Origin of the sequence: Flavihumibacter solisilvae (assembly GCF_000814475.1) — a bacterium.
GTDB lineage: Bacteria > Bacteroidota > Bacteroidia > Chitinophagales > Chitinophagaceae > Flavihumibacter > Flavihumibacter solisilvae.
On record NZ_JSVC01000019.1, the window covers coordinates 264137 to 280737 of the forward strand.

Consider the following 16601-nt stretch of genomic DNA (forward strand, 5'->3'; position numbering starts at 1 on the left):
TATGTCCGGACCGGCTAATGAAATATACGCAAGAAAAACAGTTAATGCAAGCGGAAGGAGAACAGCACGACACAGAAGGAAATTAAATAAGACCATTTGGTGAAGCCTTTTTTGGCGAGGGCCTGGCGCAGGCGTTTCATGGCGAGTTTCTTGTGCGTTTGCACGGTGTGCACGGAAAGAGACAGTTTTTCGGCTATTGCTGGCGCAAGACTGCCCTCGATATAGGCCAGCCGAAACACCTGCTGCATCTGGCCAGGCATTTGTTTCACTTCCAGGTCAATCAGTTGCAGGAGGTAAGCCCGCAATTCTTCGGAATCTTCTTTATTGCCTGATTGATCCAGGTATTGCAGTTCCGAATAAACACTGTCCCGTTTTGCGATCTGACGCAGATGAACCAGGCATTGATTCCTGATGATGGCATACAGGTAAGCGATCATGCCTTTGATGCTTTCCATATTCTGGCGCTTTTGCCAGAGTTTAAAAAAGGATTCTGCAAGGATATCTTCTGTAACGTTTTCCTCCCTGGTTATGCGAAATGCATAAGAAAATAAAGAATGGTAGTGGAGATCGTAAATAGTCTTCAGTGCCGCTTCATCACCGGAACGGAAGTCATGCAGGAGTGCTTCGGGGGAATTATATTTAATATTCGCAGGCATCCTCAACAGCAAAAGCAATTCAAAAGCAAGATAACAAATACTGACGAATATGTCATTTTCAAAATAAGTAGTTGTTATCAAATTGGGCCACCAATGGCCCAACTTAAAGACACTAAACTGCTGAAGAAAATTGCCTTGATGCTAAAACAGATCAGGCAGGAGAAAGGCCTTACGCAGGATGAAGTATTTGTTGACACGAATATTCACATTGCCCGGATTGAAACAGGCAGAGCCAATCCCTCCATTAGCACCCTTTCCGAATTATGTAAATACTTTAACCTTAAGCTTTCTGACTTTTTCAAGAGAGTGGAGGAATTAAAGTAGTTGAAACCTTTGGCGGATATATTCTTCCGCTTTGTCTGCATTCGCCGTCTTAAAGTCAGCTAAAGTTGCTTCTAAGGCTTTCGTATTACTCAGATCATCAAACAAGAGTTGATTTTGCGTCGATTCCCATATCCAATCCTCCAATAGTTGCTGCTCAGCATCCGACAGTTCTTCCTGCTGGTAATAGCGAAACAAAAGGGAGAGGATGGTTTCGTTTTGACTCATGGTAAAATTCGACTTCTGATTGCTTTTTGTAATAAATCGCAAATTGTTCGAAAATGGGTACAGGTTGAGATAATATTTTTTTTCACATCACTCTGAGCGGGTTATAAAAATATACGCCAGAGATGTAGAATCTGCAAGGGGATTAATCCTTTCTACGTTCCTAACTCTTTTCCACTGTTTAGCAACTTGCCGCTTCCAGTAACGATCTTGAACCGTTCGAATCGACTACCGTTGCAAGGACCTACCACCGAAATTGTCTCCCGGGAAAATATTGGTCCTTTTCTATATGGCTTGGGAAACTCAATTAAAAATGGGTGACTATCTGTTGTAGCCGAAAAACATTAACTATTATTTCCACCAGCCTTACATTTTAAATTTCTTATAAACAATCTTTAAACTGCAAGTGCAGACCTGTAATTCGGAAAGTCCGTATAGCCGACCAGGCCATTCCTGGTGTAATAAGCCGAGCGGTCCGCTACTACCAGGGGCCAGTCGTTTTGAAAGCGGGCTACGAGGTCGGGATTGCCAATAAAGGGCCGGCCGAACGCAATGAGATCAACATTTCCGTTAGCCAATGCTGATTGTGCGGACTCTTTGGTAAAGCCACCACACCAGATAATAGCACCTTTAAAAATTTCGCGCACTGTCGCAACAAATTCATCCGGAAGATGCATCTCCTCGAATTTAGTAACCTCCTGCATATTTCCCTTAGGTAATAGTTGATACAGCAAATGAATGTAGGCGATACCCCGGCGATTCAATTCATTACACAAATGGAAAAAGGTTTCTTCAAACAGTACATCATCGGGCATGCTGTTGTAATGACCAAACGGAGACAACCTGATGCCAACTTTTCCGGCACCCAGTTCTTCTATAGCTGCATCCACTACTTCAAGTAGGAAACGGGTCCTGTTTTCCAGGCTCTGGCCACCGTACTGGTCGGTGCGGGAGTTCAAAGCCGCGTTCATAAACTGCTCGAAGAGGTAACCATTGGCAGCATGCAGCTCGATGCCATCAAACCCTGCTTTTGCAGCTTTGCGAAATGCCTGCCGGAAATCATTAATTAATCCATTGATTTCATTCGTTCTTATCTGCCTGGGTTTACTGGCACGCACAAACGTTAACTTACCACTGGCATCATGCGCGAATACGTCAGATCCAATCGCCTGTTCGACGGTAACACCCCATGGTGCCTGCCCACCAGGCATCAGGGAAACATGGGACATGCGCCCGACATGCCAGAGTTGTAAAAAGATCTTACCGCCATTGCGGTGAACTTCGTTGGTTACCAGTTTCCATCCATCAACCTGTGCATCAGTATAAATGCCGGGCGTCCACAGGTAACCTTTACTGTGGGGAGCAACATCAGTAGCTTCCGCAATAATCAACCCGGCACCAGCACGTTGGCCGTAATATTCAGCCATCATGGTATTCGGCACATCACCAGGAGATGTGCGGGTCCTCGTCATCGGGGCCATTACCACGCGATTTGCCAGTTGTATTGCTCCCAGGTAAAAGGAATCGAATAAAGAAATGTTGTTCATTTTGTTTCTGATTTGAGAGCAAAGTACCAGTGCATTTTACTCACAAACAATAACTTACGCGGAGGTTAGTGACTGAAGTGAAGGTTCGTATTGTTGATTTGAAAGGGTTTAGTGAACCAGAAATTTTTGCCTGGTGCTGAATTATGGCAAAGTGTTAACATGGGATAGGAATGTGAACAGCGGGTTCTTAATTTTACATTTGCAGTAAATGATCAGCAGTGGCATATAACAAAACTCAGCGGTCTGATTGGGTATCGAATCCAGACGCATGCGCGGTGGAACTGGCGTTGGCTACGATCAGCGGAAAGTGGAAACTCAGGATCTACGAGATACTGCGGACAGGTGACGCGGTAAGGTATTGCCTCATCAATAATTCACTGGAAGATATATCCGAAAAAACACTTACTGCCCAGTTGCGCGAAATGGAAGAGGATGGAATTGTTACAAGGATCGTTTACCCGGAAGTTCCGCCACGGGTTGAATATCAGTTAACAGCTTTAGGCCAGTCGCTTCAAACAGTTTTTGATTCACTAAGCAATTGGGGTAAGGCTTATATAGAAACTAACAGATCATTAAAGCATTAAGTCCCCGACTTGACAAAAACACTTTAATCTAACATCAACCGTCTTTGGCGGTCATCAACGATTGCAATATATTTTTCCTTCGCCCCTTCACTTAAAAAGCTTCTCCCGATCATCTCCTTTGCCGGGTGAACCGCATTCATAAAGCTGTCCAGGATCTTTGCCGCCAACGAAGTACGTATCCCTATTTTCTCCGCAAACAATATAAAAGATTGCCTGGTGTAGGTACCAAATTTCAGGTAAGGCTGTTCTTCCGTATCTCCTTCATACAATCCGCCAGATAAAGCGAGTTGCGAATCATCAATATGGAGTGCCGTGCAAAGCAAATCATAGGCATGGGCCAACAGGTAGTCTCCCTGCTCACTTTCCATCAAGGAAAAGTTTTTCAGGTGGGCATCACCGTTTGCAAACAGGTAATTAAAAACCACCAGCTGGAAAAAACGAATCATTTCCACTATGGCAGCGGGCACATACCTATTGATCAGCAATGCAATTTCGAGGTAGGAAGCATTGTACTTGAAGTCATCGCCTTCCCGTTCAGGGCTTTTTCCCATCAGCGTAGCAAAATCCTCGACCTGGTATTTGCTGCCGTCCTGCTTATAGTCAAATCTCCGGGTGATGTATGCAGGAGAGCCGTCATCAAAAAAGATCATCGCACATGCCGCAGTTTTTATTCCAAAAACCTGCTGTGCTATTTGCATGGTAACATGCTCATTGGCGGGCATATCCCCTATTCTTTCCAGGCGCTCATTTGGAATTGGTTTCAGGATATGCGTGCCGTTTGCTGCAGTCAACTCAAGATTATTTTTCACCTGCAGCAGGCTGTACTTTTCCTGTACGCCACTGATGCTGATGGTCTTTCTTTTTTCATTGTAGGTGCGTGTGAGGCCTGGATCTTTACCTGGCGGGCCAAAAGGCAGGATATGGCTGATGTTTTTTGTACGACTGCCAAACAAAGCCTGTCGCGCTAGAGGGCTGTATGTGGCAAACCCGGGCTTGAGGGTTGACGGGCAATATTGGATCTCAGGCTGGTTCATTGATTTCTTCTACGGTGATAGGGCCAATTATATCTGTTTGGGCTGTGGCCAGCAGCAGGCCAAAGTAATCGTTCTCGTCAATTTTCAGCATCCGGCTTTGCATTCGCTTGTTGGCACCTTCACTAAGCATATTTACAAAGACAGGGAAAAGTATATCACTCTCATAAGGCTCATGCCGGAAGGGGAGTGTAATGCTAACGGGTCGGTTGCCGGTACCTGTTAGATAGGTAGAATCATATGCGAACCGGTAACGCCCTTCTTCTTTAGATAAAATGCCGGCAGGCTTTCCATTATAGCGCACCAGGGCTGATCTTTTCTTTTTAGTCTGCATGCCTTATGGTGTGTTTGAATTATGGAGCACCGGCTCTTTCAGGACCAATTGCAAAGTGAGTCCCAGGGGATCTGCAAGTTTTGCCAGCACTTCGATAGTTGGATTAGCCTTTCCCATTTCCACCAGCTGAATAGTTCTCCTGCTGACGCCTGAGATATCCGCGAGCTGGGGTTGCAATAAACCCAACAACTCTCGCCGCTGCCGGATCACCTCCCCTATTTGGACCATTTCATTGCGCATTATACTTCGCTTTTCGTTGTAAATTACAACAATTGATCTGTTTTTCAGCAAATTGCGCAGTATAGTACGCTTTTTTATTAATTCGTACCTAAGGCTATAGACTGAACACTAAATTGCGTAGGATACTGCGCAATGAAAAGAAAATTATATACGATAGGGTATAATTAACCATGCGGTAAGGCGAAGTTCGGTTTCCCCAATTACTGCAATTGGAATGCTTCAACATTCAACGTACAACCTATTTTGTCAAATGGAATATCCTGGAATCCTTTTATGCGTTTGAACACCGGAGCGTCTTCTCGGAAACCTTTTAATGGATCTTCTGGATCTACAAACCCCAGGTCGTATTTGGCAACCCAGTTATTTGTAAATATTCCCCATTTGGTTTCACCGTTCACCACCTTTTTGATCCTGTAAAACAGGTTGCCATGGATCCGGTTTCGCTTTGGTAACGCAGGATTATCATTGAAATAATTTACCAGTTTCGGGTAGGCTTTACTGTAAGGAGACTGCTGGTAATTCACACTTTTCAACCTTTTTTCAAATATGCCATCTGGCGCGCACATCTGAGCGGCCCAGTTTTGCAGGCGATTGTCGAGGTGGATCGCTACAGGAGATTCAATAAAAATATTGTTGTAGTAGTGATGATCACTGCCGCCGCCGATCAGGACGGGCAAAGAGCCCGCGCGGTAATAGATGTTGCCATACACTTCACTGCCGCAGGCACCATCATCGTGGTAGGTCGCGGTTACCCGGTGCCGTGGACTTAAATCCTTGAAATAGTTATAACGGATGATATGGCCCTGTTCCGAAGGATCGCGACCATAATAGATCGCTCCCTGGTCGTCTACCTCGGAACAGACGTTCGTGATCCTGCAATACTCAATGATATGGTTGTTGCCATGGAAAAGAACGGCCATGCTTGGCGCATCGCTGATATCGCAGCGGGTGATCCTGCATCCGACACCATCCATCCACACTGCCGGCCGGTACGATTTTTCGATCCGGTTGTAGCGCCGGATGATACAGTTTTCTACAAAATTATTGGCAGGCTTCAGGGTGAGGCGGTTGCCACCACCCAGGCTTACGCCGCCGGCCCCGGTATTATAAATGTAGCTGTTTTTAATCCCATTGTTTTTTCCTGCGTGGCGGTATATGGTAACGTCTTCATACAACCGATTAGCGAAGTCACCGACCAAGCCGGGGATACTATCGACACCCCGCCCGATGCACAGGGCAACGTTCCCGATATTTCGCAATGTGCAACTGTCCACCACCACATTTTCAGTTCGTTCCATATATACGCCAATACCTCTTGTATTTTCAATCGTGAGATTTTTCAGTGTTACGTTGGCGCATCCCATTACAGAAAATACAGGTTGTGACAATACCGAAAGCCGCACTTCCGAAAAGTTGTCAACCGGCGGATAGAAATAGATCTTCTCCTCTTCCGCATCGATGGCATATTCGCCTGGACGATCTATCTCTTCGACCAGGTTAACGGCATACCACCTGCGAAAATCTGTGCCGGTCATAAACTCGTAGGCGGAATAAGTGGCTGCCTGTATGGTTTTATTTGCCACATCAAGCGCTTTTACGGGGATGAGGTCATCGGCATAACCCCAGCCGAAATAACCACCAATCCAAAGATTGCGGGCGGCAGTCCACTTATCCGGCCTGGAACCGGAGTAGTGGAATATAGGCAAGCGACCGGCAGCTTTATCCTCCTTATTTCCTGCCACTGCTATTTTCCCGATCAGCGCCATGGAGTCGTTGGGCCAGCGCGATAACTGCAAGGGCATACCATCTATAAACAGCTCGTTCCAGGCAGGAAGGCTGGGTCTGGCAAAACCTGATACATGTAGGTTGTCGATATCAATTCCCAATTGCCTGAAATCGATTAAACGAACGGAATCGCGCATCCAGGGAAGCAACCTGTTAAGAAGATTGGCATCGCCTACCTTTTTAACCGCATCGACAGGAATGGCCACATCACCGGAGACCGAAACTTTTTGCCCTGTTTGTGAAGTGATACTCAACGAAGACCATTTGCCTTGCGCAATTTCAATTGTTCTGTCCACATGATAATTCCCCTCACCTACTTCTATTTCAACGGCACCAGGTTGATCCGCAGCTACCTTTACCGCCTGTTGAATTGTCCGCAGGGGATCTGAAGCCGTGCCTCTGTTGCTGTTGTTACCATTGATTGACACATATACTTTGGTTTGCGACCAACAGGTTGTAACTGTCAGCAGCAACGACATGATCACGGGAACGGTTAGGTGCGGTTGAATTTTCACTCCTGAATTTTAAAAGTTGAAACGGGAATTTAATCGGAGTGAATTTAACACATTTAGCCAGCAGTGCTACTGCCAATCAGCTGGTCTTTGTGAAGGGCATGAATGCTTTTGGGGAACTTGTGAATCAGCTGTACCAGGAACTCCGTGCAATTCATTTGTCCGTGCACCATCTGCAAACTTTTAGCCCGGTAATTCTCCTTGAGGCCTGGCTCTTCGACAAGCTTGCGGATCACAGGGAGAGCAGTTGCTGAATTTTCAAATTGGTGGACAAGTCCCAATTGCTCCTGTTCGCGGATATAACTTGCCCTGATGGTATTGATCAGCACTGCAGGTGTACCAAGGTGCGCACACTCAGAAGCAGTGGTAATTCCCTCACCGATATACATCGAGGAATAATAAAGCGCACTGTGAAAATCCTTTGGTGATATGGAGAACTTCAGGTGGCTCAATTTTGCGGGCAGATCTTTTTCTGCAGAAATAAACACCTTCCCTTTTGTTTGCAGGTACTCAATGATGGCAGTTTTTGAATCATCGTCCATACCGTGCTCACCACGATCATGGCCGGCATTAAAAGCAACAAATCGTACGATGAAGAAAGGATCACCTTCCTTTACTCCCAACCTGGCCAGGATAGCCGGATCGGGCTTAAAATAAGCTGGATGCAGGTAAAAAGTTTCCATATATCCATTGAAGCGGAAATGATTCTTCCCAAAATCGTCCTGGTAACAGTTTGGTGTAAACGTATAGTCTGTAAACGGTTTTGTCAGTTTGATCCGCATGTGATCAAACTCACTGTCCATAAACCCGATCACAGGCTTGTTCATGAACCTCCCAACCTGTGCGGCAAATGGCGTATAAAAGCTGAGAAAAAGGTCCGGCCGGAATTTCCGCGCTGCTCTATAAATGGCCAGGTCATTGCGGACCATGGAATAGAGCTTGTTCAATCTGCCCGAAAGATTCTTGCCGGTGCACACGTAGTTGAATCCATAGTTTTCCAGTAACTCCAGCGTTACTTCCTTGTCACGGGTAGTGATCAGGAACTGGTGTCCTTCCTTATGCAATTGCCGGATTGCATTCCTGAAATAATGTACATGCGCAGGGTGGCCGATATCAACCAGGATTCTCATAGTAAAAATGATTATTGACCTAAAATACAGTGGCTTTATAACAGTAACCAACAAATGTTATTTATTCATAATTCCATAATGTAATGTTAATACAGCTGGTTCATAAACTGCTCTACATTGCATTCTCTAAAACTATCCGCCATGTTTCAATTCCGCGGGTCAGTTCATTGGTTACTGCTCATATTAGTGATAGTGTTGGCGGGAGGTTGCAGTAAAGAAGATGTACAAGACCCATCCTTTCCAAAACCTGCTGATTCGCTCCAGGCGATTAACAGGTGGATATTGGACTCGATGTATCATTATTACTATTGGAACGCGGATCTGAAAAGTGTAACCTCACTGGAAGGCAAACCCGAAGACTTTTTTCATTCACTGCTGTACGGCCAGGATAAATACTCATGGATCACAAATCATTCCGATGTATCGATTCCCGGTTCGAGCCAGCAATCCTTTGGATTTGAATATGCGATTGTCAGCGACCCTACTTTTTCCTCATCAGCGATGCTGGGCGTAATACTGGTAGCAGGCAAAGGGAGCAGTGCAGAGCGTGCCGGGCTTCAACGGGGAATGTACTTTGACAAGGTTAATGGCTATGCCATCAACGCGGGATCCCTTGGCGCCATTACAGACCGGCTCAGTGGCAATGAAACGGTAGAGTTGTCAATGGTGGAAATGACCGGTTCACAGCAATGGGTAACGGCAGGTAAAAAATCTGTTCCCCGGGCATATTTTGAAGACCGCCCGGTGTACAGGTCGCTGGTATTTGAACACAATGGGATAAAAGCCGGCTACCTCTTTTATAACAATTTCACGGAAGCTTTTGATAACGACTTGCTTCAGGCCTTCCGGCAATTCCAGGAAAAAGGTGTAACGGAACTGATCATTGATATCCGTTACAATACGGGCGGAAGTGTTTCGACTGCTACAAAGTTTGCAGCGCTGGTTGCACCGGTAAAAGCGAATGATGTGTTCGGGTTGTATAAGGGCAATGCCAATTACGCCAATGTTACCCAATCGTTTGAGAAATCAATTGCCATTTCAAGTTCGCAGGCTGGCAGGGATTTCAGCAGCCTGGTAAATAACCGGCTTGGAATCAGGCGGGTATTTTTCCTGACCTCAGGCTATACTATATCGGCGGCAGAAATGCTGATCAATAACTTACGACCGTACATCGATGTGATCCATATCGGTCAGCCTACTGCAGGCAAGGATATGGCTGCCACATATATCCGCGACAAACGCAATCCAAAGAAGATCAACTGGAGTATGCAACCACTGGTTTTTAAATTGTTCAATGCAGCGGGAAAAGGTGACTATGCGCAGGGACTGAAACCGGATATAGAAGCTGATGAATTATCACTGCAACCCCTGGCAGACCTGGGGAGTAAGCATGATCCGCTGGTTGCAGCTGCAAACAAAATAATCTTTGGAACGGCGGAGATAGATGTGACAGAAATGCAAAGAAGTATCAGACCGGGTAATGAAAGCGGGACAGGAATGTTTAAGCGTGCCGGGAAGCTGATGTATAATTCACTGGATGAAAGAAAACGCCTGGCAGTACCGCCTGTTGTGACAGGATTTTAGAATCGCTGATCCTTTGAAAATGTTGGAGGCGCTAAGAATAGCGCCCCCATTGAATAAAAATATTCAAATATTAACTAATCGTGAAATTATGAATTTTTTTCACAAGGCTTGTCGTGTACCCGGGGTTTTCGTTTTTTTTATGCTTTCCCTGGCGACCTTTTCAACAGCTTTTGGCCAGGCGCTCATTTCAAAAGGCAGGCTCATCGGTGTCGTGCGCAATGAGAGAAACGACCAGCTTGTAGGCGCAACTGTTCTGCTCAAAGAAAAAAACCTTTCTACAACAACGGATGTAAACGGCAGCTTCGACATTGATATTGCACCAGGCACCTATACACTGGTTGTTTCATATGTAGGCCATGAATCAAAGGAAGTAAGTGCTGTTGTTATTACTAAAGGAGAAGTAACCAAAAAGGAAATATTCTTAGCGGCTGCAGGTCGCAGTGATGCAGAAGTTGTTGTAACTGCAGCTGTTGGAAAAAGAGAAACAGTAGCCAGCGTTTACAGGATCCAGAAGAACAGTATCTCAGTAGCCGATGTAATCAGTGCAGAGCAGATCAAAAGAACCCCGGACAATAATGTGGCCCAATCGCTGAGCCGGATGAACGGGGTGACCATCATCGACAACAAATTTGTTATCGTGAGGGGGATGGCGGAAAGATACAATACTGTACTGGTGAACGGATCACAGCTTCCCAGCACTGAACCAAACAAAAAGAATTTCGCGTTTGATCTTTTACCTGCAGGGATCATCGATAATATCATCGTATCCAAAACTGCTTCTCCAGACCTGCCGGCAGATTTTGCCGGTGGCATTGTGCAGGTTAATACCAAACAGATCCCGGACCGGAACGAAATCTTTTTCCAGGCCGGACTCGGTTATAACACGAACAGTACCGGTCAACCATTCTATACGACCAAACTTAAAAAGGCAGAATACTTCAGTTTTCTCAACAGGGAAAAAAGCTGGTATACACGCGAATGGGATCCGATCAGTTATTTCAGGTTGCGTACTTCCGCAAACCCCGAAGATCTGCGCCAGTCTTACCGCATGAATTCGAAGATCCCCAATTACTGGGGGTATTACCTGCTGGGGGATGCAATGCCCACACAGGATTACCAGGGTGGTTTTTCTCTCCGGAAAAAGTTCAAAAACAATTCATCCTTCGGCGTACTGGGAACTGCTTCGTACAGGAACGAACAATTGATCGAAGACTACATGCGCCAGACATATTTCCTTGACTCGGCGCAAGGTAAAAAGTACACATTCAATACGAGTGTTTCGGGCCTGTTATCGCTTGCCTATACGCATAAGAACAATAAGATTGGATTCAAAACCATCTATGCCCGGAAGCTGAATTATGACACCTATATATTTTCCGGAAGGAATGTTGACCTTGATCCCATTCAGAACTACGGTATCTATTCCAACCTCGTAAAAGTCTGGCAGAACCGGATCGATGGCGAACATGCGATACGCGCAAGGGAACTCAAACTGAAATGGTACCTCGACATGGCCAGGGTTCACCGCGACCAGCCGGAAGCAAGGACCATGAGCTACAAACCATTGATCCAGGGTTCAGACATGTATAATATCGAACTGACAGATAAAGTACGTCCGTCGCTGGGTGGCATCTTTGCTTCGAAGCTGACCGAAGAAAGATGGGGTGGCGGGGTTGACCTGCAAATTCCCTTTACTTTATTCAACAGTAAACAACAACTCCGGGCCGGGGCCAGTACGAGTACACGCAATACCGATTACATTTTCAGTTTTCTTCGCCCGTTGCTGGGTGACCATGACAAATCTGACATAATGTATGGACTTCCGGATTACGCGATCATTACCGAGCGCTACCTGAAAGAAGGTTATATTCAATACCTGCCGCTGGGAACCCGTGGAAAAAAGGATGATGATTCCTACGAAGGTGAACAAACCATCCATTCAGCCTACCTGATGTCCGATTTTAAATTCCAGCGCTGGCGCATTACCGGTGGATTGAGGCTGGAAGATTTCTCCATGACAGTAAATACAGGTTTGGAAAGGGATACACTTTCCGGCAAGATCACAAAGGATACAATTTCAGCAATAAAACACACCGGGCTGTTCCCTTCAGCAAATATCATTTACAGCCTGAACGACCGTTCCAATTTCAGGCTGGCGGTTTCCATGACGACTGCAAGGCCCGACTTCAGGGAATTGTCACCAGTTACCTATTATGATTTTGCCCTGCCAGGATCGGTGATGGGGAACCCTTTTCTTACTTACACCAGTTTATATAACGCCGACCTGAGGTATGAATTCTATCCCAGCGCGAGCGAGATCGCTACACTCACGTTGTTCTACAAACGCTTCAACAACCCGATTGAAACCCTGGTGCAGCCAACAGCAAGTTCACAGTTTGCATATGTGAACCTGAACCAGGCTTCGAGCACCAATATCGGGGCGGAGCTTGACCTGCGGAAATCACTTGCATTTATTTACCCCGCTTCGAAGTTCCTGAAGAATTTGTTTATCAGCTGCAACGCTTCCTTCATGGAAAGCGAAGTAACTGTTGACAGTAAGGCGCTGGGAGAAGTGTTGTCGCGGATCAATCCGACCTATACTATCGATACGGCAAATGAAGATGTGCGGAAGCGGCCATTGCAGGGACTATCCCCCTACTCCATTAATGCCGGGCTATTGTACCAGGGAGAGAAATTCGGCTTCAATATCGTATATAACCGAATAGGGAAAAGATTGGTATTCCTCGGCCCGGAAGCACATACCGATTTTTATGAAAACCCGCGTGACCAGATCGATATGCAGGTCTACGGAAAGTTGCTGAAGAAAAAAATGGAGATCAAGCTGAACGTGTCCGACCTGCTGGGACAGGCATTTATCCATTACAATAACAGTACCGCAGCTTCGGGTACCACGAAGCCTAACGTGGATCCCAAAAAAGGCAATTATAACCCGGATTACGATTACGTTATCTATTCCGCAAAAAGGGGAACCGGTATAAGTTTTTCTGTAAGTATTAAGCTTTAAAAGATTCATTCACTTTCATCAATATTCAATTATTAACTACACAATTTTTTTCAATGAAAAAGGCAATTGTTTTTTCTTCTGTGGTTGCGTTAGCATTCGCCGCCTGTAAGAAAGATATCCAACAGGCAAATCCTGGAACAGATCTTTCGCTGAATGCAGCCACAAGTTTTGTTGACACTATCGTTCTTCCACAGATCATTAATGCTAACATGACACTTACCCCTCAGCACCTGTATGTGCTGGATGGTAAAGTGTATGTTACCGGTGGTACACTGAGCATCCAGGCTGGTACACAGCTCGAAGGCGTGTATAAATCAGTACCTGCTGAAGCATCAGCGCTTATCATCACGAAAACCGGAAAGATCAGTGCAAAGGGTAAAGAAAATAACCCGGTTATTTTCACTTCTCACCTGGCTGGTCTTCCAGGAGGTCGTACTAACCGTCAGCCGGGCGATTGGGGTGGTGTGGTTCTGCTGGGTGACGCTCCTACCAATAAGCCTGCCAGCAAAACAGTTGAAGGTATTGAAACAGCTATCGTTCCTGCCGGTGTTGACGTGACATATGGCGGTTCTAACCCTGACCACTCTGCAGGTGTACTGGCTTATGCCCGTATCGAATTTGCAGGTGCAGTGGTGCTGCCAAACAACGAGCTGAACAGCCTTACCTGCGCTGGTGTTGGCAAGAAAACTGGTCTTAAGTACATTATGGCATCTTATGGCGCTGATGATGCATTTGAATTCTTTGGCGGTAACTCAGAGCCAAGGTATCTGATTGCCAACTCACAGAACGATGACGCGTTTGACTTTGATTTCGGTTTTGTTGGCAACCTCCAGTTTGCGGTTTCTGTACGTAATTCGGCTTATGCTTTTGCTGATGCAAACGGTATCGAGTGCGATAACGAAAACCCTTCAGCTGGTGCAACGCCAACAACCCGTCCGCAGCTTTCTAACCTTACCATTGTAGGTAATTCAGTTGCTCCGATAACAGGATCACTTAACGCTGCCCGTTTCAGGAGAGGTACAGACCTGCGTGTGCGTAACTCGATCTTTATTGGTTACAACACTGGTATCGCGTTCGAAAATACGCTGGTTGCTACTACCCCACTGTTCTTCAGGAACAACGCGGTGCATGCTTTCGTTGATTCTGCAAAATTCGTTGCTTCGCCGACCGTTGGTCCATGGGGAATTTCGAACCTGGCTGTAGTAGGTGCATATCCTACCAGCTGGTTGAACAATGCAAACCCTGCAACACATGCAACGTACAAATCAAGCGCGCTGGTGTACAAAGTGGGCGGACCTTTCGATCCTGCTAATGCAAGCGGTCTGAAGCCTAACTACTCTGGCCTGGCTACCAACTTCCTGAGCGGTGTACCTTATATCGGTGCACTCGGACCCGGTGCTCCTATCAGGGATTCAAATGGCCTGTGGACAATCCCGAACAACTGGATTGCAGGTTCTACCGGTGCATGGGTAAATTTCGATCCCCAATAATGTTAAGAACCCGAGAGTGAATGGATACCAGGGGTAGGAATATTTCCTACCCCTTTAATCAATTTTTATGAGCAGAAAATTTTCAATAGTTGCTATAGGTTGTGCTATTATACTGGTTGGTCTTTCCTGCCGCAGGGGCGAGATCGTTCCGGTAGACCGGTCCATGCTTTTTTCACTGGATCTCTTTATAACCGACACCTCCGTTTACCAGGCAGTGGAACTGAACGGCACATCATTGCTTGCAAAAGCCAACCAGATTAACGGCAGTTATGCCAACATCCTGTATGAGGCAGGAGGTATTCCACGTCCTGAGGGGAAACTGGCATTCCTGCAGGCACACATCATCAAGAAGAACCAACCTAATATTGAATATTCCGACAGTATTCCGCTTACTAACGTAAATGACTACCTGTTACTGCAACTGGATCCGAAGAAGCCCCCTGTACTGGTAAACAAAAAAACCGAAAGCCAGGACTATCCTTCCATTCCGGGCGATTCGGTGGGCGTGCGTTTCTTCTTTAACGACGCAGACAGGATGGTGAACCCGCACAATGACAATAGTAAAGTGGGCGCGGTCGACCTCCAGTTATATACCCTTGGTGAAGACCAGTCAGGTATGCCGGTACCCAAAAAATGGACACTGATCAAAGGAATCAAGGCTAACCAGCTCAGCAGGTTCTTCCTATTTAAAAAAGGTGAGATTGCCGGTTTTGATCTTCTCGATGCTAACCCGGACCTGGAAGACGATCAGCGCCTGTTGCAGCGTGCCAGCTTTGATGAGTACGATTACTTCATCGACGGTCGGATTGAAGTTGCCGATCCGAGGGTTTCCGGTCGCTACCAGACCCTGCGCATCCAGCGAACCGACGGGTGGGGCGCATACTATGGAAAGTTCCTTTTTGGTTTCCAGTAATCCAGTTACCAGAAAACTCCGCTTTATGACACTAAGAAAGGATTACCTCTGCAGGTTTTCCGAAGGAAAGAAGATCATTCACGTAAGCTCAGTCGATCATATCCCGTTAGAAGCCAGGAGCATGTTCAGTTATTTCCGGATGCACCAGCAACTGGCTGATTGCAGTAGTGTGTACCTTGAAATTGACCTGGGAACAAAAGGAGTGCTGGCGCAGATCGATGGGCAAATGCAGAGACGAATTGAAACTGACTATCTTTTCACGGATGAAAACAGGAAGCACATTTCAAAACACAAATGGGATGCCATGTTCCTTAATGGGGTCCTGGAATATATGGAAGATCCACTACCCTTCCTGCGCGCCATCCGTAAGCAATATAAAGACAGTCTGCAACAATTGCTGGTGATCGTTCCAAATGCCATGGCCGCCAAACAATTGCCTATCAGCAGTCACTATTACTGGTTCAGCCAGGATACGCTTTACAATATGCTGCACCGGTCCGGATTTACCCCGACCGGATGTGATTTCACATTGGATGAAACCATTACCTTAAACCCGGCGATGAAGATTTACTTTACCATTAATCCAATGCTGCAACCCTACCTGGTGGTAGCAGCGCAGTGCAGTCAGTAGATATTCACCCCGGCTGCTACCGACTCAAGCAAAGACATACTTGTCTTATCATTTCCCATAATATTCACAACAAACCTGTTTGCGATGATCCGGCGAACAGTTCTGTAGCCTGTTTCCGTCACTTCCTCAGTGTATTGTATTGTGTTCTTTTCCGGGAAAGCAGTCCGTTTGATCCTTAGTTCCGGCTTTACCGACTGGCTGTTGCGTTCATACATCTGCATAAGTCCCTGCAGTGCAGGCTGACAAAGTTCATAATCCGCAAAGTCAACAATTATTTTCCCCGCCCTGCCATCATATTCCTGGCGGGCATAGGACATCCGGCCTTCACTGGTTGCGGTGCTCAGTGTCTCTCCTCCTGCCAGTCCTTTCGTGTATCCCCTGATCTCAGGCAGTTTGCTGATCATTACTTCCCAGGTCAGTACCCTGGCAGAGTCTTCTGCGGACAGGACTGTGGGTTTCCTGTTATCACCGGAAAGGGGAAGCTCTTTTTTACCTTGTGCAGCTGACCGAAGTTCAGGTTGATTGTCGCAGCCAGCCATAAAGCTGATGGACATAATAACTGCGGGGAGAAGGAGATACTTATTCATATTTTT

The 16601-nt window shown here is 46.2% G+C and carries 15 protein-coding genes and 1 pseudogene; 7 read left to right on the forward strand and 9 right to left on the reverse strand.

Translation table 11 applies throughout. From position 1 onward, the window contains the following. Positions 1-41: 41 nt before the first annotated feature. Entirely contained in the window at positions 42-656 is a 615-nt protein-coding gene (locus tag OI18_RS17590) for an RNA polymerase sigma factor (RefSeq protein ID WP_082038025.1), read from the reverse strand. Positions 657-749: 93 nt separating this feature from the next. Here OI18_RS17590 and OI18_RS24715 point away from each other — a divergent pair, with 93 nt between their 5' ends. Continuing rightward, positions 750-980 carry a helix-turn-helix domain-containing protein gene (locus tag OI18_RS24715; protein WP_039142141.1) on the forward strand — a complete coding sequence of 77 codons (231 nt, stop codon included), beginning with the start codon at positions 750-752 and terminating at the stop codon, positions 978-980. Here the strand turns inward: OI18_RS24715 and OI18_RS17600 are convergent. Together OI18_RS17600 and OI18_RS17605 are read right to left on the reverse strand one after the other, a co-directional pair. After that, positions 972-1205, reverse strand: coding sequence for a hypothetical protein (locus OI18_RS17600; protein WP_039142143.1), 234 nt, complete (start codon positions 1203-1205; stop codon positions 972-974). The genes OI18_RS24715 and OI18_RS17600 overlap by 9 nt on opposite strands. A 392-nt stretch (positions 1206-1597) precedes the next feature. After that, on the reverse strand, positions 1598-2749 hold the full coding sequence (locus OI18_RS17605; RefSeq protein ID WP_039142144.1) for an alkene reductase: 1152 nt from the start codon (positions 2747-2749) through the stop codon (positions 1598-1600). 218 nt (positions 2750-2967) lie between these two features. On the opposite strand from OI18_RS17605, the gene OI18_RS17610 reads away from it, so the two are divergent. Continuing rightward, the gene (locus tag OI18_RS17610) at positions 2968-3333 is read left to right on the forward strand and encodes a winged helix-turn-helix transcriptional regulator (RefSeq protein WP_039142146.1); all 366 of its coding nucleotides are present in this window, start codon (positions 2968-2970) and stop codon (positions 3331-3333) included. A gap of 23 nt (positions 3334-3356) precedes the next feature. Here the strand turns inward: OI18_RS17610 and OI18_RS17615 are convergent, their stop codons facing one another. From OI18_RS17615 to OI18_RS17635, 5 genes and pseudogenes are all read right to left on the reverse strand, one after another. After that, positions 3357-4367, reverse strand: a complete 1011-nt coding sequence (locus tag OI18_RS17615) for a HipA domain-containing protein (protein ID WP_039142149.1) — start codon at positions 4365-4367, stop codon at positions 3357-3359. Continuing rightward, positions 4354-4611 (reverse strand): annotated as a pseudogene (locus tag OI18_RS17620) (HipA N-terminal domain-containing protein); the annotation flags it as partial. The pseudogene OI18_RS17620 and the gene OI18_RS17615, both read right to left, overlap by 14 nt. Positions 4612-4701: 90 nt before the next feature. Continuing rightward, positions 4702-4926, reverse strand: a complete 225-nt coding sequence (locus OI18_RS17625) for a helix-turn-helix transcriptional regulator (RefSeq protein ID WP_039142306.1) — start codon at positions 4924-4926, stop codon at positions 4702-4704. 212 nt (positions 4927-5138) lie between these two features. Further along, entirely contained in the window at positions 5139-7238 is a 2100-nt protein-coding gene (locus OI18_RS24565; RefSeq protein ID WP_205410070.1) for a right-handed parallel beta-helix repeat-containing protein, read from the reverse strand. A gap of 53 nt (positions 7239-7291) precedes the next feature. Next, positions 7292-8365, reverse strand: coding sequence for a DUF354 domain-containing protein (locus OI18_RS17635; protein ID WP_052273348.1), 1074 nt, complete (start codon positions 8363-8365; stop codon positions 7292-7294). 141 nt (positions 8366-8506) lie between these two features. On the opposite strand from OI18_RS17635, the gene OI18_RS17640 reads away from it, so the two are divergent. The 5 genes from OI18_RS17640 (at position 8507) to OI18_RS17660 (ending at position 16008) form a co-directional block, all read left to right on the forward strand. Then, positions 8507-9949 carry a S41 family peptidase gene (locus OI18_RS17640; protein ID WP_082038027.1) on the forward strand — a complete coding sequence of 481 codons (1443 nt, stop codon included), beginning with the start codon at positions 8507-8509 and terminating at the stop codon, positions 9947-9949. Positions 9950-10037: 88 nt separating this feature from the next. After that, on the forward strand, positions 10038-12974 hold the full coding sequence (locus OI18_RS17645) for a TonB-dependent receptor (protein ID WP_160290255.1): 2937 nt from the start codon (positions 10038-10040) through the stop codon (positions 12972-12974). A gap of 53 nt (positions 12975-13027) precedes the next feature. Beyond that, entirely contained in the window at positions 13028-14464 is a 1437-nt protein-coding gene (locus OI18_RS17650; RefSeq protein WP_052273349.1) for a hypothetical protein, read from the forward strand. A 67-nt stretch (positions 14465-14531) separates the two neighbouring features. Next, positions 14532-15377 carry a hypothetical protein gene (locus tag OI18_RS17655; protein ID WP_039142154.1) on the forward strand — a complete coding sequence of 282 codons (846 nt, stop codon included), beginning with the start codon at positions 14532-14534 and terminating at the stop codon, positions 15375-15377. 25 nt (positions 15378-15402) lie between these two features. Then, positions 15403-16008 carry a class I SAM-dependent methyltransferase gene (locus OI18_RS17660; RefSeq protein WP_152616871.1) on the forward strand — a complete coding sequence of 202 codons (606 nt, stop codon included), beginning with the start codon at positions 15403-15405 and terminating at the stop codon, positions 16006-16008. On the opposite strand, the gene OI18_RS17665 is transcribed toward OI18_RS17660, so the two are convergent. Beyond that, positions 16002-16595: a hypothetical protein gene (locus OI18_RS17665; RefSeq protein WP_039142158.1), complete on the reverse strand. Its 594-nt coding sequence runs from the start codon at positions 16593-16595 to the stop codon at positions 16002-16004. The two genes, OI18_RS17660 and OI18_RS17665, sit on opposite strands and share 7 nt — an antisense overlap. Between the last annotated feature and the right edge of the window lie 6 nt (positions 16596-16601).